General features: G+C 61.9%; 15 protein-coding genes and 1 pseudogene. 9 read left to right on the forward strand and 7 right to left on the reverse strand.

Going from position 1 to position 17,715, the window contains the following annotated elements; genetic code table 11:
• Positions 1-40: 40 nt before the first annotated feature.
• From thrS to aceA, 6 genes are all read right to left on the reverse strand, one after another.
• Complete coding sequence (thrS, locus tag PHR85_RS02760; protein WP_300050121.1) at positions 41-1,972, reverse strand: threonine--tRNA ligase; 1,932 nt, start codon at positions 1,970-1,972, stop codon at positions 41-43.
• 201 nt (positions 1,973-2,173) lie between these two features.
• Complete coding sequence (locus tag PHR85_RS02765; RefSeq protein ID WP_300050124.1) at positions 2,174-2,908, reverse strand: ABC transporter substrate-binding protein; 735 nt, start codon at positions 2,906-2,908, stop codon at positions 2,174-2,176.
• Between the two features lie 65 nt (positions 2,909-2,973).
• Positions 2,974-3,309, reverse strand: a complete 336-nt coding sequence (locus PHR85_RS02770) for a hypothetical protein (RefSeq protein ID WP_300050126.1) — start codon at positions 3,307-3,309, stop codon at positions 2,974-2,976.
• A gap of 189 nt (positions 3,310-3,498) precedes the next feature.
• Positions 3,499-5,292 (reverse strand): hypothetical protein, encoded by a 1,794-nt coding sequence (locus tag PHR85_RS02775; RefSeq protein ID WP_300050129.1) that lies wholly within the window; start codon positions 5,290-5,292, stop codon positions 3,499-3,501.
• On the reverse strand, positions 5,187-5,753 hold the full coding sequence (locus tag PHR85_RS02780; protein WP_300050131.1) for an SIR2 family protein: 567 nt from the start codon (positions 5,751-5,753) through the stop codon (positions 5,187-5,189). Before PHR85_RS02780 ends, PHR85_RS02775 begins: the two co-directional genes overlap by 106 nt.
• A 536-nt stretch (positions 5,754-6,289) precedes the next feature.
• A complete protein-coding gene (gene aceA, locus PHR85_RS02785; protein WP_300050134.1) occupies positions 6,290-7,621 on the reverse strand; it encodes an isocitrate lyase in 1,332 nt (443 codons plus the stop codon).
• Positions 7,622-7,970: 349 nt separating this feature from the next.
• On the opposite strand from aceA, the gene PHR85_RS02790 reads away from it, so the two are divergent.
• From PHR85_RS02790 to yccS, 9 genes and pseudogenes are all read left to right on the forward strand, one after another.
• Positions 7,971-8,606 (forward strand): riboflavin synthase, encoded by a 636-nt coding sequence (locus tag PHR85_RS02790; RefSeq protein WP_300050136.1) that lies wholly within the window; start codon positions 7,971-7,973, stop codon positions 8,604-8,606.
• Positions 8,606-9,736, forward strand: coding sequence for a bifunctional 3,4-dihydroxy-2-butanone-4-phosphate synthase/GTP cyclohydrolase II (ribBA, locus tag PHR85_RS02795; RefSeq protein WP_300050139.1), 1,131 nt, complete (start codon positions 8,606-8,608; stop codon positions 9,734-9,736). Before PHR85_RS02790 ends, ribBA begins: the two co-directional genes overlap by 1 nt.
• A 2-nt stretch (positions 9,737-9,738) precedes the next feature.
• Positions 9,739-10,209, forward strand: a complete 471-nt coding sequence (ribH, locus tag PHR85_RS02800; RefSeq protein WP_300050141.1) for a 6,7-dimethyl-8-ribityllumazine synthase — start codon at positions 9,739-9,741, stop codon at positions 10,207-10,209.
• A 23-nt stretch (positions 10,210-10,232) separates the two neighbouring features.
• A pseudogene (gene nusB / locus PHR85_RS02805) lies at positions 10,233-10,685 on the forward strand (transcription antitermination factor NusB); the annotation flags it as partial.
• A gap of 4 nt (positions 10,686-10,689) precedes the next feature.
• Positions 10,690-11,112: a tol-pal system-associated acyl-CoA thioesterase gene (gene ybgC / locus PHR85_RS02810; RefSeq protein WP_300050144.1), complete on the forward strand. Its 423-nt coding sequence runs from the start codon at positions 10,690-10,692 to the stop codon at positions 11,110-11,112.
• Positions 11,109-11,807, forward strand: a complete 699-nt coding sequence (gene tolQ, locus PHR85_RS02815; protein WP_300050147.1) for a protein TolQ — start codon at positions 11,109-11,111, stop codon at positions 11,805-11,807. The genes ybgC and tolQ overlap by 4 nt, the downstream gene beginning before the upstream one ends.
• 17 nt (positions 11,808-11,824) lie before the next feature.
• Positions 11,825-12,262: a biopolymer transporter ExbD gene (locus PHR85_RS02820; protein WP_300050150.1), complete on the forward strand. Its 438-nt coding sequence runs from the start codon at positions 11,825-11,827 to the stop codon at positions 12,260-12,262.
• Positions 12,263-12,275: 13 nt separating this feature from the next.
• The gene (gene tolA / locus PHR85_RS02825; RefSeq protein WP_300050152.1) at positions 12,276-13,478 is read left to right on the forward strand and encodes a cell envelope integrity protein TolA; all 1,203 of its coding nucleotides are present in this window, start codon (positions 12,276-12,278) and stop codon (positions 13,476-13,478) included.
• A 12-nt stretch (positions 13,479-13,490) separates the two neighbouring features.
• Positions 13,491-15,665 (forward strand): YccS family putative transporter, encoded by a 2,175-nt coding sequence (gene yccS / locus PHR85_RS02830; RefSeq protein WP_300050154.1) that lies wholly within the window; start codon positions 13,491-13,493, stop codon positions 15,663-15,665.
• Between the two features lie 50 nt (positions 15,666-15,715).
• Here the strand turns inward: yccS and PHR85_RS02835 are convergent, their stop codons facing one another.
• A complete protein-coding gene (locus tag PHR85_RS02835) occupies positions 15,716-17,713 on the reverse strand; it encodes an ATP-binding protein (RefSeq protein WP_300050157.1) in 1,998 nt (665 codons plus the stop codon).
• Between the last annotated feature and the right edge of the window lie 2 nt (positions 17,714-17,715).

Below are 17,715 nucleotides of genomic sequence, written 5' to 3' on the forward strand. Positions count from 1 at the left end.
TACCCAGACGCAATTATGGCGCTGAGTCAAGGCGATAAGTTTAAGCCTTGTTGGCGATCTCCGCAAGGATGCGGGCGGAAAAATCTTCCAGCGACAGCACGCCCAGGTCCTGATTGCCGCGCGCGCGCACCGCCACCGCGCCGGCTTCCTTCTCCTTGTCGCCGACGACCAGGATGTAGGGCAGCTTCTTCATCGCATGCTCGCGCACCTTGTAGTTGACCTTTTCGTTGCGCAGGTCCAACGCGACGCGCACCCCCTGGGCTTCGAGCTTGGCGGCCACCTCGCGGCAGTAGTCGGCCTGGGCGTCGGTGATGTTGAGCACCGCCACCTGGGTCGGCGCCAGCCAGACCGGCAAGGCGCCGGCGTGCTGCTCGATCAGGATGCCGATGAAGCGCTCCAGGCTGCCGACGATGGCGCGGTGCAGGATCACCGGGCGCTGGCGGCTGCCGTCCTCGGCCACGTATTCGGCGTCGAGGCGCTCGGACAGGTTGAAGTCGACCTGGATCGTGCCGCACTGCCATTCGCGCCCGATCGCGTCCTTCAAGGTGTACTCGATCTTCGGGCCGTAGAAGGCGCCGTCGCCCTCCGAGATCACGAAGTCGCAACCCGAGTGGCGCAGGCTGTCGATCAGCGCCTGTTCGGCCTTGTCCCACAGCAAGTCGGAGCCGATGCGCGCCGCCGGACGGGTCGAGACCTTGTACAGGATGTCGGTGAAGCCGAAGTCGGCGTAGACCTGCTTGAGCACCTGGGTGAAGGTGTCGCACTCGGCCAGGATCTGGTCCTCGGTGCAGAAGATGTGGCCGTCATCCTGGGTGAAGCCGCGCACGCGCATGATGCCGTGCAGGCCGCCCGAGGGCTCGTTGCGGTGGCACTGGCCGAACTCGCCGTAGCGCAGCGGCAGGTCGCGGTAGCTCTTGATGCCCTGCTTGTAGATCAGGATATGACCCGGGCAGTTCATCGGCTTCAAGGCGTAGTCGCGCTTTTCCGACTCGGTCACGTACATGTTGTCGCGGTACTTGTCCCAGTGGCCGGTCTTCTCCCACAGGCCCTGATCGAGGATCTGCGGACCCTTGACCTCCTGGTAGCCATGGTCGCGGTAGACCTTGCGCATGTACTGCTCGACCTGCTGCCAGACGGTCCAGCCCTTGGGGTGCCAGAACACCAGGCCGGGCGCGTGGTCGTCGATGTGGAACAGGTCGAGTTCGCGGCCCAGCTTGCGGTGGTCGCGCTTCTCGGCCTCTTCCAGGCGCGTCAGATAAGCCTGCAGGTCGTCCTTGCTGGCCCAGGCGGTGCCGTAGACGCGCTGCAGCATCTCGTTGCGGTGGTCACCGCGCCAGTAGGCGCCCGCCACCTTCATCAGCTTGAAATGCTTGAGCTTGCCGGTCGAGGGCACGTGCGGGCCGCGGCAGAGGTCCTCGAAAGCGCCCTCGCGGTAGAGGCTGACATCCTCGTTGCTCGGGATGCTGGCGATCAGCTCGGCCTTGTAATGCTCGCCCAGACCCTTGAAGTAATCGACCGCCTCGTCGCGCGGCAGCACGCGGCGCACCACGGCCTCGTCCTTGCTGGCGAGCTCGGTCATCTTCTTCTCGATCGCGACCAGGTCCTCGGGAGTGAACGGGCGCTTGTACGAGAAATCGTAGTAGAAGCCGTTGTCGATCACCGGGCCGATGGTGACCTGCGCCTCGGGAAACAGCTGCTTGACCGCGTAGGCCAGCAGGTGGGCGCTCGAGTGGCGGATCAGCTCCAGCCCGTCGGGGTCCTTGGCGGTGACGATGGCAAGTGCTGCGTCCTGCTCAAGCAGATAGCTGGTGTCGACCAGCTTGCCCGAGCCCTCGGGCTCACCAGCGAGCCTGACCTTGCCACCGAGCGCGGCCTTGGCCAGACCGGAGCCGATCGAGGCCGCGACCTCGGCCACCGTGACCGGACCGGGAAACTGGCGAAGCGAGCCGTCGGGGAGCGTGATGTTCAACATAGGAATGTCCAGAAACGGAAAACGCGGCCGGGGCCGCGCTGTTTGAGTATGAGAAAAGACCGGAGCAGGCGCGAACTGCCGCCCTTCACAGGGCAGTGGAAACCTCAGTGCAAGTTCGCGGTGTCATAACCAAGGTGCCTTTCTCGCTCTTTTGGAATGCAATATGCGGATTTTCCCACAAAACCTGCAAGACCTATCGGCTCAAACGACCGGCGCCACCGTCACGCCCTCGATGCCATGACGCTGCAGCGTCGCCGCGACGAAGCCCGACGCCTTCATCGCCTCGACGAAGGCAGCGACAAACTCTGCCGCCTGCGGCCCGGCGGCCTTGGCGGCACCCATGGCCTGCTGGATCACCATGAAGCGCCCGGGCAGCAGGCGCAGGCCGGGCAGGCGCGCCGCATCCATCTCGAGCTGCTGCTTGACGCCGGCAGCGACGTCGAGCCCCTGCTCCAGGAAGGCCGGCACCACGTCTGGCGATGAGGGCGCGCGCACGATCTCGGCGGCCTTGAGCTCGCGTGTCAGGAACAGGTCATAGGCACTGCCCTTGCCGACGACGACACGGGTGCCCGCGCGGTCGACCTGCTCGTTGGCCTGCAGGGAGGAGTCGTCGCGCACCAGGTACGCGCCCTCGATCAGCAGGTAAGGCGCGGTGAACGCGATCTCCGCGCCACGCGCGGGGTCGACCGCGAAGAAGCCGACGTCCGCCCTGCCCTCGTTCACGGCAGCGACCGAGTCGGCCGCCTTCTCGACCACCAGGAATTCGGCTTCGATGCCCAGGCGGCGCGCCAGCTCCGACGCGAGGTCGACCGATACGCCAACGGGCTGAGCGGACTGCGGGTCACGCTTGGCGAGGATGGGATTGCCGAGGTTGATGACGGCGCGCAGGCGGCCGGTCGGGACCAGGGAGGGAACGGCTGAAGGGTGAGCGGTCATGGTTCAATACAGGTCAGGAATACAAGATGATTGCCATCAAGCCTCGGGCCAGCATTTCGGCAGGATCAGGGTCGAGGTTCCTCGGCTTCGTTCAGTGGATAAGGATCGGCCACATAGGCCGGTCCCTTCATCACCAGCACGATGAAGGCGTAAATCCCGACCGTGAACAGCACCGTCCAGTGCAGGATGATGAGGCTCAGGACATAGATATCGACCATCCCCGGCATGCCTGGGCCTTCGCTGCTGAACCCGAGCCAGATCGCGACCCGGGCCAGCAGGGACGGCACGACCAGCAAGAGCGTGCCGAGCCAGGCGATCCGGGGCAGGCGCCGCAGGATGACCCGCTCCGCCCCGGCTGGGGTTTGTTGGAAACCCGGCAGCTTGTTGAATAGTCCGGCCATAGGTGTCGATCGAGGGGTTCAGGCGCCTGCCGTTGGCGGCGTGGGTCTTAATGCTACAAGTCTGGGGCATGTTTGTCCAGGACAAATATGGGAAGCTGGACGAGCTTGAGTCTGACCAGAAGCCCGTAGACCTCAGGAGAAAATGCTGACACTCAAGGTCTGCACGACTGATTCGACCCCCATGATTGCCTATCGATTGGCATACTCCTCAATGGCGCGAATATCATGCCTCTTCGGAAGTAAAGCCACACGGGTGCTGGCTGCTTTGCAGATACTGTGCATATATCCTTTTCCGTGCCGACTTTTTCTCAGCAATTCGTCGATATATGCCGGATTATCATTTCGCCTCCCAATTGCCTCGACATAAGCATCGATTGCCTTTGAAATATCCTCATCGCTGCGAAACTTAGTGACACTACATAGCTTGCCAAGCAAATTTGCTTTTGTGAGTTTTGCATTCACACTTGTTTTTTCTGTTTTCTCAACAATCCCTTTCTCACAATACTCGATAGCGATCCTGATCATGTTTTCATCATTTGATATGTAATACACACCTTTAGCTCGCTGGAGCCAGTAGTCGGGATCCTGTGCGCAATATCGAGCAAGTTTCTCATGTACCGCAATAATGACACCCGCACCCCAATCTTTCTCATTTAACTTTTTTGTGCTGTAAACAGAGTTTAGATTATCAAAAAGCGTAAGCTGGAATGCTTCGGGATCGATATCCCTTACCGAAACATATAAGTCAACAATGTAGGTGGCCGTTTGCTCTAATCCGAGTCGATCGGATAAGCGCCTGATGGCGAGCTGAGTCCATGCGTATGAGTTGCAAATCAGTACACTCGAAGAATTCTCCGCTCTTCGGCTGACGGAATCCGTCTCCTCTATTTCAATAAATGGACTCCATTTCCGTGCGAATTCAAAAATATGCGTATCCGCTAAATAATCAAACCCATATTTTTTCGCGAGCGTACGGTGCACGAACGAATATATTCGCTGACGTACTGCAAGGTAGAAGAGTAGCGAAAATTCGAGCTTGGAAGGCTCTGGGGGTTTACCATTGCGTCGCCCCTCGTCACAAATCAATTCGATGCGTTCGTCAAGCCTCGACTGACTTTTCATTATTTTACTCGCTATGGATGACGTTCCTAATGTGAACACATTATCGAGGATGCTATCGCCCGGCTTCCATCGATGGAACCCCAAGGGATCCAGGAGTTTGTTTAATTCGATAATTTCTATGTGATGTAGCCGAGAATCTAGCTCCACCGCATCTTCTGCGTAGCTATTTCCGAGGGCGTTTATTTCCGATCTTGGGAGGGCTAAAAGCACCGTAGTGTTATTATCTCCCAATCTATCTGGTTTTAGAGCCAAAGTCCTTATTTGATGATGGTTAAGTGTTCCATGATCAATCGCTATCAGCGCGTCTTGGATTTTAAAAATTTCATTAAAAATTTTATCATCCATAGATAATTGGGATGGCAAAAAGAATCGTCTGCGCGTCCTGAAATTGAAAAGAATGCGATGTAGGATGGTCGTTTTCCCAGAAAATCTTCTTCCCCAGACAGCGACTAAAGGATCTTTATTGATCCGTTCGTTCAATACATCTTCCGAAGTCCTAGGAATCGAAACCGAGTAAGGATTGTCGTTGTGCCTCCAACCGCTCTGAATAAGGTACGAGACGAATCGCTCGTCAGTATAAGGATTACCGCCATCTGGGTATGCGAAAGACTCAATGGCAAGTGGTGCCTTCTCTTCACGCTCTGAGACTGAAGCAACAAAATTGTAAAAAGCAAAATAATCAGCAACCACTACATCAGTAATACCATATGACTTAAGTTTCTTTTTCTCCGAATAAGTCTCTGGAGAACTTGATGTTACGAAAATTCGCGCAGTTTTCGTTCGCTTATCGCCAAGTGGTATACTGGCAAATGCGAATGAAATATCCAGTTCGTCGGTAAGACTGCAACCAATAAACAGCACATTTTTTCGCAGAAATCATTGGTCAGACTACCAAGAAAATACTCATTCTTCTTTAGGCTCTTAATATAGTCCGCCTCACCAAAAATCACCTGCAAATCATCAAGACTCGCGGCAGTCAAAACATCCTCAGCATCGCCGTGGAGTTTGTACACATAACGGCGTCCTGAGTGGCGAGAAAAGGCCTTGTAGGGCAAGACTTTGACGCCGTCGATAGCTCGCTCGATACCGTCATCGATGTTGAGAGTGTAGATATAAGGCCAGTCTATTGAGAGAAATCTACGCTTGGCAGCGTCGACAATATCTACTTTAGTGAAGCAGGAATCTATGCTTGCCTTGATTAATTCAAGTGGGACGATATTATCTCTGAAGTAAATTTCTGATAGCTTTTTGAATTCTGACCTATCGAGTTCAACGTCCGATGGTTTCTCTGCGACAGGCGCCGCCTTAATCTGCTCGCGCATTATCGCCATCCATTCTGCCCCCCCGGCACGGTGGCTGATCGGGCCTTCTCACCACGAGTAAAGCCCGCTCCGAGGAATGGAATGCATGTGTCCTGTCGAAGGATGGAGCGAAGGAAACTCTGCGTTTCGGGCGATTCCATAGTTCGAATTTCGAATCCCCAACTGCTTGAATTTTCGTTCGTCATAGCTTGAGTGTTTTTTGTTTGATAAGGCTGGGGTACGAGCGACCACAGGTCGATGGCAGAACGTTCACATTTGGAACGCCGAAGACAGGTCTGTAGACTGTAGCCGACGCCTAAATGTCATACTAACGGTGAGAGGCGAAAGACGGCTTCTGGCCGACTGCTGCCACCAGCCAGCAGCGACCCAAGGCACCGAGCACCGGGACGGCAAAACGGCCAGTTGGGGTGATCCCGATACCGAAGACATCTTTTTCAGGTGGAAGTGCACCCCAGCACCCAAAAAAAAGCCACCCGACACCGCAGCATCAGATGGCTTCCTGATCAAGGCACCTTTTCAGATGCCTGAAAGACAGATCAGTGGAACTGCTCTTCTTCGGTCGAGCCAGTCAGGGCCTTGACGCTGGACGAACCGCCCTGGATCACGGTGGTCACGTCGTCGAAGTAGCCGGTACCGACTTCCTGCTGGTGCGACACGAAGGTGTAGCCTTGTTCGCGGGCGGCGAATTCCGGTTCCTGCACCATGTTGACGTAGTGCTTCATGCCTTCGCCGCGAGCGTAGGCGTGGGCGAACTTGAAGGTGTTGTACCAGTTGACGTGGATGCCAGCCAGGGTGATGAACTGGTACTTGTAGCCCAGCGCCGACAGCTCTTCCTGGAAGGAGGCGATCTGCGAGTCGTTGAGGTTCTTCTTCCAGTTGAAGGACGGCGAGCAGTTGTAGGACAGCAGCTTGCCCGGGCAGGCGGCCTGCACGGCTTGGGCGAATTCGCGGGCGAAGCCGATGTCCGGCACGCCGGTTTCACACCAGACCAGATCGGCGTAGGGCGCGTAGGCGACGCCACGGCTGATGGACTGCTCCAGACCATTCTTGACGCGGTAGAAGCCTTCCTGGGTACGCTCGCCAGTCAGGAACGGCTTGTCGTTGGCGTCGTAGTCGCTGGTGATCAGGTTGGCGGCCTCGGCGTCGGTGCGGGCCAGGATCAGCGTCGGCACGCCCAGCACGTCGGCGGCGAAACGAGCGGAGATCAGCTTCTCGACGGCTTCGCGGGTCGGGACGAGCACCTTGCCGCCCATGTGACCGCACTTCTTGGCGGCGGCCAGCTGGTCTTCGAAGTGAACGCCAGCGGCACCGGAGGTGATCATGTTCTTCATCAGCTCGAAGGCGTTGAGCACGCCGCCGAAACCGGCTTCCGCGTCAGCCACGATCGGCAGGAAGTAGTCGATGAAGCCTTCGTCGCCCGGGTTGATGCCACGCGACCACTGGATTTCGTCAGCGCGCTTGAAGGTGTTGTTGATGCGGCGCACCATGGTCGGGACCGAGTCGTAGGCGTAGAGCGACTGGTCGGGGTACATGGTCTCGGAGGTGTTGCCGTCGGCGGCGACCTGCCAGCCCGACAGGTACACGGCTTCGAGGCCAGCCTTGGCCTGCTGCATGGCCTGGCCGGCGGAGATGGCGCCGAAGGCGTTGACGTAACCCTTCTTGGCGCCGCCGTTGACCTTGTCCCACAGAACCTTGGCGCCGCGCTGGGCCAGGGTGTACTCGGGCTGCAGGCTGCCGCGCAGGCGCACCACGTCGGCAGCGCTGTAGCCGCGCTTGACCAGCTTCCAACGCGGGTTGTTGGCCCAGTCCTTTTCGAGGGCTTCGATCTGCTGCTGACGGCTCAGTTGCTGGTTGAGGGAGTTGGTCATGGATTTGCTCCTTGAGTTGATGTGACAGGTCGGTTCGGCGACCAGTTTTGCTGCTGCAAGTTCGGTGCCGTTGGATACAGTTTAAGTCTTCTATAAGACCAAAGACTGAAGACAAGTCTTATACAAGACATTTTTTTATTGTTTTATTTTCAATAACTTGCATAAATTAAACCACAATATGAAATCAAAAGTCGATCCATGACAAGAAAAATTAGCTGCATGACTGACCAGATTTCACGATGCAGAATTAGCACTCTGTCATATGAAAACTACAGATTCGTGACGCACCATCCAGGCGCAAGAACGCCCGGTTGCGGATAGGCGCGGCTTTCTCTGCGAAAATGGCGAAATGTTTACCGGCATCATTACAGGCGTGGGGCGCATCGTCGCTGTCCAGCCGCTCGGCAGTTCTTCACAACACGGCAAGCGCCTCAGCGTCGAGGCGCCCGCTGGCTATCTGGACGACGTGGGTCTAGGCGACAGCATCGCGCTCAATGGCGCCTGCATGACCGTGACCAGCTTCGAGCCGGCAGCGGGCCGCTTCACGATCGACATCTCGGCCGAGTCGCTGGACAAGACCGCCGGTCTCGACCGCGAAGGCCCGATCAACCTGGAGAAGGCGCTGCGCGCGCACGACCGGCTGGGCGGACACATCGTCTCGGGCCATGTGGACGGCATCGGCAGCGTGGCCCGCTTCGAGCAGGTCGGCGAAAGCTGGGAGCTGCGCATCCTGGCGCCGCGCGCGCTGGCCAAGTACCTGGCCTACAAGGGCTCGATCACCGTCAACGGCGTGAGCCTGACCGTCAACCAGGTCGCCGATCTGACGGACGGCTGCGAGGTCAGCATCAACCTGATCCCGCACACGGTGGAGAACACCGCGCTGGGCAGCCTGCAGGCAGGCTCGAAGGTGAACCTGGAAATCGATCTGATCGCGCGCTATGTCGAGCGCATGTTGAGCGGCAGTGCCGCCGAGAAAGTTTGCTAATGAACAAGACCCTCACGCCCGTGGCGATCTCGCCGGTCGAGGAAATCGTCGCCGAGATGAAGGCCGGCCGGATCGTGATCCTGGTCGACGAGGAGGACCGCGAGAACGAGGGTGACCTGGTGCTGGCGGCCGACCATGTCACGCCCGAGGCGATCAACTTCATGGCCAAGTTCGGCCGCGGCCTGATCTGCCTGACGCTGACGCGCGAGCGCTGTGAATACCTCAAGCTGCCGCCGATGGCCGCGCGCAACGGCACCGTCTACAGCACGGCCTTCACGGTCTCGATCGAGGCCGCCGAGGGCGTGACGACCGGCATCTCGGCCGCCGACCGCGCCCGCACCGTGCAGGTCGCCGTCGATCGCAACAGCCAGCCAACCGACCTGGTCCAGCCCGGCCATATCTTCCCGCTGCAGGCGGTCGATGGCGGCGTGCTGATGCGCGCCGGCCACACCGAGGCCGGTTGCGACCTGGCGGCGATGGCCGGCTGCGCGCCGGCGTCGGTGATCTGCGAGATCATGAACGACGACGGCACCATGGCGCGCCTGCCCGACCTGCAGCTGTTCGCGGCCGAGCACGGGCTCAAGATCGGCACCATCGCCGACCTGATCCACTACCGCAGCGCCAACGAGTCGCTGGTGCGCAAGATCAGCAGCCGCCCGCTCAACACCGCCTTCGGCGCGTTCACGGCGCACGCCTTCCGCGACGGCCCGAGTGGCTCGCTGCACCTGGCGCTGGTCAAGGGCGAGTGGGCCGCCGAGGACAACATTCATGTGCGCGTGCACGAGCCGCTGTCGGTGCTCGACGCGCTGGAGGTGGGACGCTCGATGCACTCCTGGACGCTGGAAACCAGCCTGCGCCACATCGCCGAGCAGGGCAAGGGGGTCGCGGTGCTGCTCAACTGCGGCGAGACCGCCGACCAGTTGCTGGCGCAGTTCGAAGGCACCGCGCGTTCGGCGCAGGCGCCCGAGCGCGGCCAGATGGACCTGCGCACCTACGGCGTCGGCGCCCAGATCCTGCGCGAATGTGGCGTGAACAAGATGCAGTTGCTCGGCACGCCGCGCCGCATGCCCAGCATGACGGGCTACGGACTGGAAGTGACTGGCTTTATCAGCAAGACTGAGGAAAATTGATTATGTTGGGTGCAGAAAAAGGCAAGGCCGTCAACTTGGACGGCGGCAAGCTTCGGATCGGTATCGTGCAGGCGCGCTTCAACCAGGGCATCACCAATGCGCTGGCCGAGGCCTGCGTGGGCGAGCTCAAGGCGCTGGGCGTGAGCGAGGACAACATCGTGCATGTGACGGTGGCGGGCGCGCTGGAGGTGCCTTGCGCGCTGCAGGCGATGGCCGAGAGCGAGCGCTTCGATGCGCTGGTGGCGCTGGGCTGCGTGATCCGCGGCGAGACCTACCACTTCGAGCTGGTCTGCAACGAGTCGGCCGCCGGCATCACGCGCGTGGCGCTGGACTACGGCCTGCCGATCGCCAATGCGATCATCACCACCGAGAACGTGCCCCAAGCGCACGCCCGCCAGGACGAAAAAGGCCGCGACGCGGCGCAGGTCGCCGTCGAGATGGCGCATCTGGTCAGCGAGCTGAACCCCGCATGAGCGACACCAAGCCCCGCCCGCACAAGAAGGCCACCGAGAAGTCCGGCCGCAGCCGCGCGCGCGAGTTCGCGCTGCAGGCGCTGTACCAGCATCTGGTCAGCCGCAATGACTCATCCGCGATCGACGCCTTCACGCGTGACCTGTCCGGCTTCAGCAAGGCCGACAGCGCGCACTACGATGCGCTGCTGCACGGCTGCATCGCCGAGGCCGAGGCGCTCGACGCCGCCATCACGCCGCTGCTCGACCGCGGCCTGGCCGAGATCTCGCCGGTCGAGCACGCGATCCTCTGGATCGGCGCCTACGAGTTCAAGCACTGCGTGGACGTGCCCTGGCGCGTCGTGATCAACGAATGCGTCGAACTGGCCAAGTCCTTCGGCGGCACCGACGGCCACAAGTATGTCAACGGCGTGCTGAACCAGCTCGCGGCCCGGCTGCGCCCCGAGGAAGTCACGCGCGATCCGGCCCGCAAGGCCTGAGCGCATGACCGAGCAACAGGCGTATAGCTGGCCGGTCCGAATCTACTGGGAGGACACGGACGCGGGCGGCATCGTCTTTTACGCCAACTACCTCAAGTTCTTCGAGCGCGCGCGCACCGAGTGGCTGCGCAGCCTGGGCGTCCACCAGCGCGAGCTGCGCGAGTCCAGCGGCGGCATGTTCGTGGTGGGTGGCGCGTCGCTCGACTACCGGCGGCCGGCCCGGCTCGACGACCAGCTTGAGGTCACGGCCCGCATCGCCGAGCTCGGTCGCGCCTCGCTGGTGCTGGAGCAGCAGGCCTGGCTGCTGGAGGGCAGTGGCCGCAGCCAGCTGCTGTGCGAAGGCCGCATCCGCATCGGCTGGGTCGATGCCGCCCAGATGAAACCCGCGCGCATCCCCGCTTCCATCCTGCAAGTCCTGACGCCATGACCCACGATTTCTCGATTGTTTCCCTGCTGCTCAACGCCAGTTGGGTGGTGCAGGCGGTGGTGCTGCTGCTGCTGACGGTGTCGGTCATCAGCTGGGCCGCGATCTTTCGCAAGGTGTTCGCGCTCAAGCGGGTGCAGCAGCTGACCGAGGTATTCGAGCGCGACTTCTGGTCCGGCGTCAGCCTCAACGAGCTCTACCTGGCCGCGACCCGCAACGCGCACCAGGGCAGCCCGATGGAGCGCATCTTCGCCAGCGGCATGCGCGAGTTCCAGAAGCTGCGCGAGCGGCGCATCACCGAGGCCGACGCGCTGCTGGGCGGTGCACGGCGCGCCATGCGCGCGAGCTACCAGCGCGAGGTCGACGCGCTGGAGGTCAACCTGTCCTTCCTGGGCTCGGTCGGCTCGGTCTCGCCCTATGTCGGCCTGTTCGGCACGGTCTGGGGCATCATGCACGCCTTCACCGGGCTGGCCGCGCTAACCCAGGTCACGCTGGCCACGGTCGCGCCGGGCATCGCCGAGGCGCTGGTGGCGACCGCGATCGGCCTGTTCGCCGCGATTCCGGCCGTGATCTTCTACAACCGCTTCGCGCACGACATCGACCGCGCCGCCAACCAGCTCGAGACCTTCATGGAGGAGTTCTCCAACATCCTGAACCGCAGCGTCGGGGCCAGCACGCCCCAGGCGGCGGCGCACTGACAGGACCGGAGTCACCCATGCCCGCAGTTTCCGCCCGCAAGGGCCGCCGCACCAAGAACGAGATCAACATGGTCCCGTTCATCGACGTGATGCTGGTGCTGCTGATCATCTTCATGGTCACGGCGCCGATGCTCACGCCGAGCCAGATCGATCTGCCCAGCGTGGGCCAGGCCGACCGCCAGCCCGACCGTTTCGTGCAGGTGATCGTCGACAAGGACGCCGCGCTCAAGGTCAAGGACGGCAGCTCGAACCAGAGCGCCGCCAGCGTCGGGCTGGCCGAGCTGGTCGAGCGGGTACGCGAGCTGCAGGGGCCGGCCGAGCCCGGCAAGGGCACGACGCCGGTCGTCATCAGTGCCGACAAGAACGTCAAGTACGAGACGGTGGTGCAGGTGATGGACAAGCTGCAGCGCGCCGGCATCCAGCGCGTGGGCCTGTCGGTCCAGCAGCAACCCTGAGCCCGGGACCGGCATGTCGCTTTCGGCTGATCCCGTCGATTTCAGCCCGCCGCGCGACGCGCGCTGGCGCGGCCCGCTGCTGCTCGCCCTGTTCGTGCACGGACTGCTGGTGCTGGCGCTGACCTGGGGCGTGAACTGGCAGCAGGACGCGCCGGCCGCGGCCGTGTCGGCCGAGCTGTGGGCCGCCCTGCCGGCCGCTGCCGCGCCGCCCGCCGTCGAGCCAGCGCCCGAGCCGGTCGCTCCACAGCCGCCCAAACCGGAACCCCTCCCCCTGCCGCCGCCGCCAATGGTCAAGCCCCTGGTGGCGAAGGCGATCGACAAGCCGGCACCGAAAGTGGACGCCGGCCCGAGCGAAGCGCAGATCGCGCTGCGGCGCAAGCAGGACGAGGACAAGCGCCACCAGCAGGAGCTGGAGCGCCAGCGCGAACTCGAACTGAAGAAGAAGCAGGAGCTCAAGAAAAAAGACGAGCTCAGGAAGAAGGAAGAGGCCCGCAAGGAGACAGAGCGCAAGGAAGCCGAGCAGGTCAAGCAGGACAAGCTGAAGAAGGAGAAGCTCGCAGCCGAGCAGCGCGAGACCGAGGAAAAGCAAGCCAGGAAGCGCGAGCAGGCCAAGCTCGACAAGACGCAGCAGGACAAGCTCAGGAAGGAGCAGGAGCGCCAGCAGGACGAGGCGCGCAAGAAGCGCGAAGCCGAGGACAAGGCCGAGCAGGCGGCAAAGGACAAGGCCGCCAAGGACAAGGCGGCGAAGGAAAAAGCCGCCAAGGACAAGGCCGCCGCCGCGCAGATCGAAGCCGACCGCAAGAAGCAGCTGGCGCGCATGATGGGCCAGGCCGGCGGCAGCGGCGACGCCGGCGGCAAGGGCAGCGGATCGGGTGGATCGTCGGGCGGCAGCGCGGGCGGTTCGGGCAATGGCAGCGGCGGTTCGGGTTCCGGCGCGGGTGGCGGCGGCGCGTCGGCCGGCTACGCGGCCAGGGTGGCCGCGCGCATCAAGACCTTCTACAACGCGCCCGAGCAGTTCCCCGCCAACCTGACCGCCGAGGCCGAGATCCGGACCCTGCCCGACGGCACCATCCTGAGCCAGCGCCTGCTCAAGTCCAGCGGCAACCCGACTTTCGACGAAACCGTGCTGCGCGCGATCGACCGCGCTGGCAAGCTGCCCAAGGACGAGAACGGCCGCATGCCCGACACGACCTTCGTGATCAAGTTCCGGCCCTGAGCCTGAAAAAAGATGGTGCACGACAACTGGAAAACCGGCTGGCAGCGGGCACGCAACCACGAAGGCTTCACGCGCGGCATGCAGGCCCTGCTGGCGCTGGCCTGTGTGCTCGCGCTGGGCTGGCGCAACGGCTGGGAAGACGAGCTGATGCCGGTGGTGCTGGGCGTGATGGCCTGCGCCTTCACCGAGACCGATGACGACTGGCGCGGGCGCCTCAAGACCCTGCTGTTTGCGCTGAGCAGCTTCAGCCTGATGATGACCGCCGTCTGGCTGACCTTGCCGTGGCCGGCGCTGCTGGCCGCCATGCTGGCGCTGTCGGCCTTCACGCTCACGATGCTGGGTGCGCTGGGCGAGCGCTACCGCGCGCTCGCCTTCGGCTCGCTGGTGCTGTTCATCTACTCGGCCCTGTCGGCCGGAAACCACCGGGAGCAGGCGTTCGAGCTGGCGCCCTATCTGCTCGGTGGCGCGGTCTGGTACGGCCTGGTGTCGCTGCTGTGGGCAGCGGCCTGGCCCCAGCCCACGGTACGCTATCGCCTGTCGCTGCTCTACGCCCTGCTGGGCGAATACCTGCGGCTCAAGGCCCGGCTGCTCGAACCGGTGCAAGGCGCGGACCGCCAGCGCCGTCGGCTGAAACTCGCGCTGCACAACGGCCGCGTGGTCGATGCGCTCAACGCCGCCAAGGACAGTCTGTTCAACCGACTGGGCCGCGGCCAGCCGCCGGCCTGGCTCAGCGAGGCCATGCACCAGTACCTGGCGGCGCAGGACATCCACGAGCGCACCAGCAGCTCGCACGAGAGCTACACCCTGCTGGCCGACGCCTTCGCGCGCTCGGATGCGCTCTACCGCTGCCAGCGCGTGCTCAGCGTGCTGGGCGAGCAGGCGCTCAAGTTCGCGCAGGCGATCCGCGAACGCACGCCCCCGCGCCACGAAGGCCAGACCGCGCGGGCGATCGAGGACATGCAGGCCGCCATCGCCTACCTGGAAGCCAGCCGCTCGCCCTGCCCCGCGCCGCGTCCGCTGCAGGCGCTGCACGCCCTGGGCGACAACCTGACCGGACTGGCCAGGGTCTTCGCCAGCGCCCTGCGCGGCGGCGCGGCGCCCGATCTGTCGCTGGTCGATCATCAGGTACACAGCCTGGGCGAGGCCTGGCGCCGCATCAAGGCTCAGCTCACGCTGAATTCAGCCCTGATGCGCCACGCCTTGCGCCTGAGCCTGGTGCTGCTGGTGGCGTTCGGCGTGATGCAGGCCACCCATGACCCACATGGCTACTGGATCGTGCTGACCGTGGTCTTTGCCAGCCAGCCTCACTACGCTGCCACGTTGAGCCGGGTCGGCCAGCGCGCACTCGGAACGGCGTTCGGCCTGGTGGTGGGCTGGGCACTGATCCGGCTCTTTCCGGGGCCGCTGCTGCAAGCCGTCTGCATGGTGCTGGCCGGCGCGCTCTTCATCGGCAAGCGCATGACCGATATCCGGGTCGCGACCGGCGCGATGACCACGCTGGTGCTGCTGAGCTTTCACCAGATGGGGATGGCGCAAGGCGTGATCCCGGCCCGCCTGCTCGACACGGCGATCGGCAGCGTGATTGCCGGCCTGGGAGCCTGGCTGATCCTGCCCAACTGGCAGGCGCGGCACTGGCCCCGGCTGGCGGCGCAGACCCTGCGCGCCCAGGCCGGCTACCTGCACGCGATCCTGGAGCAGTACCGGCAAGGCAAGCAGGACCACCTGGCCTACCGGCAGGCGCGGCGCCATGCGCACAACGCGGAAGCGGCGCTGTGCAACGCCTACGCCGCGATGCGCAAGGAACCCGAACGCAAACGGCTGAACATGACCGCCAGCGCCCGCTTCCTGGTGCTGACGCATATGCTGCAGAACTACCTGTCGGCGCTGGGCGCGCACCGGGGCGAGCTGGAAGCTGGCGCGCTGGATGAGTCGAGCCGGCGGATGGCCGAGCGACTGCAGCAAGGACTGGAGCGGCTGGCCCAGCGGCTCGAAGCGGGCCACGGGAAAGGTGAAATGGCACCCGAGCAACAAGCGGGGCAGGCCATTGCAGAGCCGCTGCCAGCGCCCGAGGCCAGGCCAGCGGCTGCCGAGCCTGTCAGCCTGCTGCAGGCCCAGCTCGATCTGGCCAGCCGGCTGCTGCCCGAACTCGAACAGGCAGCACAGCGACTGATACAAAACAGCCAATAAACGCGCATCTCGATCAAAAACAACAAATCGGTAGATCGCAAACAGCAACCTTACTTGGAAACGTCTCGCCGTTCCAAATCAATCAAAGCCTTGGAAAACCGGTTTTCATCTGGATCTAGCTCGATAGCTTTTTCGAAAGCATGACGAGAATCTGGCAATGGAGCCCTGCTCCAACGCAAGACTCGTCCCAAATCATACCAAGCCCAAGCATGACGTGCACGCGGCGCATCCATCTGCACTACACGACGCAGCATGTCGCGAGCTTCAGACAACAGTCTTAGATAAGCGACCGAGCTTGCATGGCGATGATGAGGCCGAATTTTATGAGCCAGCTTCATCTTCACTTGGGCAAATTCGTGCAAAGCCTTGACATCCTGAAAAATAGCTTCTCCAGCCAATTGAAAGTAACGATGAGCTTTTTCCAATCGTCCTGCACGTTTTTCTTGGATGGCAGCATCAAAGGTGTCGCTAACCGCATCAAGCATGGGTAAACGATCAAGCCATGCCACAGCTTCGTTCTGTCTTCCGACATCCAACCAAGCCGATGCCAGGAGCGTGATGAGTGGCGCCGGATTACCCACTGGGTTGTGCTCGACAAACTGTCGATAGACCTCTTCGGCACCGTGCATGTCAGCCTTGGACACCAGTTCCCTCGCCAGTTCCAGAGCGATACCCAGCGCGCCAGGACTGGCGGCATGTGCCTCGCGCAGACGCCGCAAAGCGCCTTGGCTGTCGCCAACCGCTCTCAGATGCGCGACATCCTGTAGAGCCAGTATGGCTTGATACTCGGGATGCACTGGCAACGTGACTCGGAAGTAACTGCGTGCCTCGTCGAAGTCGAACCGTGGCGGAGGTGACCCATTCTGCTGCATCGTCCGCCGGAGCTTGGGTATGCCGGTACCGCGCCCCTCGGCCAGTTTGAGCTCCTTCAACAGTTCACCAATCCGCCGGTTGCGTGCTGGAACGGGTGGCAAGGGCAGACCGCCATCCAGATGCTTGGCTTCAATGCCAGGAACGGGGCCGGGGTAGCTGATCACCTCCAAACGGTCGGGATATAGATAGACCTTGATGGGCTCCTGAACTCCTTCGTAGGATCGGTGATAAACAGCGTTAACCAAGGCCTCGCGCAAGGCCAGCGAGGGATAACTTACCCAGTGCCCAGCCTGAGTGCGACCCGGCAACTTCTGGATCATGCGAACCGACAGATTTTCTAGATAGGCCAGGCATTCGCGCAACTGCTCGTGAACCGGGCGATTACTGAAAATCACTTCAGGCAAGGTGTCACCACCGGCATCCCCCGCAAAATGGACCAGCTCTATGCGCGCACCAGGAAACCACTGCTCGGGATTCTGGCTGAAAAAAAGCAACCCCACATTTCGTGGCGCATCGTGCCCATTCACCGGCTCCGCGATACGAAGGTGACGATACAGCATCTTCGTATCCTGCTCATCCGTCAAACCGCTGCCTATGTCGTGTAAGAACTCCCGGACCTTGGTTTCTCGAATGTCGAGAACATTGGCATGCAAAGCGCGCCGGTCGTCAAATGGCACCCGCGCCGTCATCTGCATGAGCTGGATCTTGAGTTCGGGCTGAGCATCCGCATCAGTCGTGCTGGAACCCAGGCGGATGTAGAACTTCCTGTGAGCCCCCTTGTCCGAAGACTCCGGGGCTTGATGCGGTCGGATCTGGCTGCCTGGCGCCCAAATGACCAGGATTCGGCTATCGGCATAGACCTCGGGAGACAGCACTGGCTGGTACACCGGGTCCATCTTGTTGCAGTGACCCCGAATCCAGTTCTGTGCCTGCTCGATCTCCTCGACGGTCAAGCCCTTGGGTGGCAGTACCGCAGCGCCGTCTTGCTCGGCCACGCCGATGACGACATAGCCCCCGTTGAGATTCTGGAAATCGTTGGCAAACGCGCAGATGGTACGGATGACTTGCGCGCCCGTGTATTTTTCGTCCCAGGAAGCCTTGAACTCGACACGTGGCGACTCGACACCCCGCAGACGCAGCAGGTCATCCAGATTGATCGGCAGTATTGAAGGCATGG

It is taken from the genome of Malikia sp. (assembly GCF_028687635.1).
Lineage (GTDB): Bacteria > Pseudomonadota > Gammaproteobacteria > Burkholderiales > Burkholderiaceae_C > Malikia.

Excerpts from the sequence above, each read along its gene's own strand:
- thrS (WP_300050121.1), bottom strand. The coding sequence starts at position 1,972 with ATGTTGAACATCACGCTCCCCGACGGCTCGCTTCGCCAGTTTCCCGGT.
- PHR85_RS02765 (WP_300050124.1), bottom strand. The coding sequence starts at position 2,908 with ATGACCGCTCACCCTTCAGCCGTTCCCTCCCTGGTCCCGACCGGCCGC.
- PHR85_RS02770 (WP_300050126.1), bottom strand. The coding sequence starts at position 3,309 with ATGGCCGGACTATTCAACAAGCTGCCGGGTTTCCAACAAACCCCAGCC.
- PHR85_RS02780 (WP_300050131.1), bottom strand. The coding sequence starts at position 5,753 with ATGCGCGAGCAGATTAAGGCGGCGCCTGTCGCAGAGAAACCATCGGAC.
- aceA (WP_300050134.1), bottom strand. The coding sequence starts at position 7,621 with ATGACCAACTCCCTCAACCAGCAACTGAGCCGTCAGCAGCAGATCGAA.
- PHR85_RS02790 (WP_300050136.1), top strand. The coding sequence starts at position 7,971 with ATGTTTACCGGCATCATTACAGGCGTGGGGCGCATCGTCGCTGTCCAG.
- ribBA (WP_300050139.1), top strand. The coding sequence starts at position 8,606 with ATGAACAAGACCCTCACGCCCGTGGCGATCTCGCCGGTCGAGGAAATC.
- ribH (WP_300050141.1), top strand. The coding sequence starts at position 9,739 with ATGTTGGGTGCAGAAAAAGGCAAGGCCGTCAACTTGGACGGCGGCAAG.
- ybgC (WP_300050144.1), top strand. The coding sequence starts at position 10,690 with ATGACCGAGCAACAGGCGTATAGCTGGCCGGTCCGAATCTACTGGGAG.
- tolQ (WP_300050147.1), top strand. The coding sequence starts at position 11,109 with ATGACCCACGATTTCTCGATTGTTTCCCTGCTGCTCAACGCCAGTTGG.
- PHR85_RS02820 (WP_300050150.1), top strand. The coding sequence starts at position 11,825 with ATGCCCGCAGTTTCCGCCCGCAAGGGCCGCCGCACCAAGAACGAGATC.
- tolA (WP_300050152.1), top strand. The coding sequence starts at position 12,276 with ATGTCGCTTTCGGCTGATCCCGTCGATTTCAGCCCGCCGCGCGACGCG.
- yccS (WP_300050154.1), top strand. The coding sequence starts at position 13,491 with ATGGTGCACGACAACTGGAAAACCGGCTGGCAGCGGGCACGCAACCAC.
- PHR85_RS02835 (WP_300050157.1), bottom strand. The coding sequence starts at position 17,713 with ATGCCTTCAATACTGCCGATCAATCTGGATGACCTGCTGCGTCTGCGG.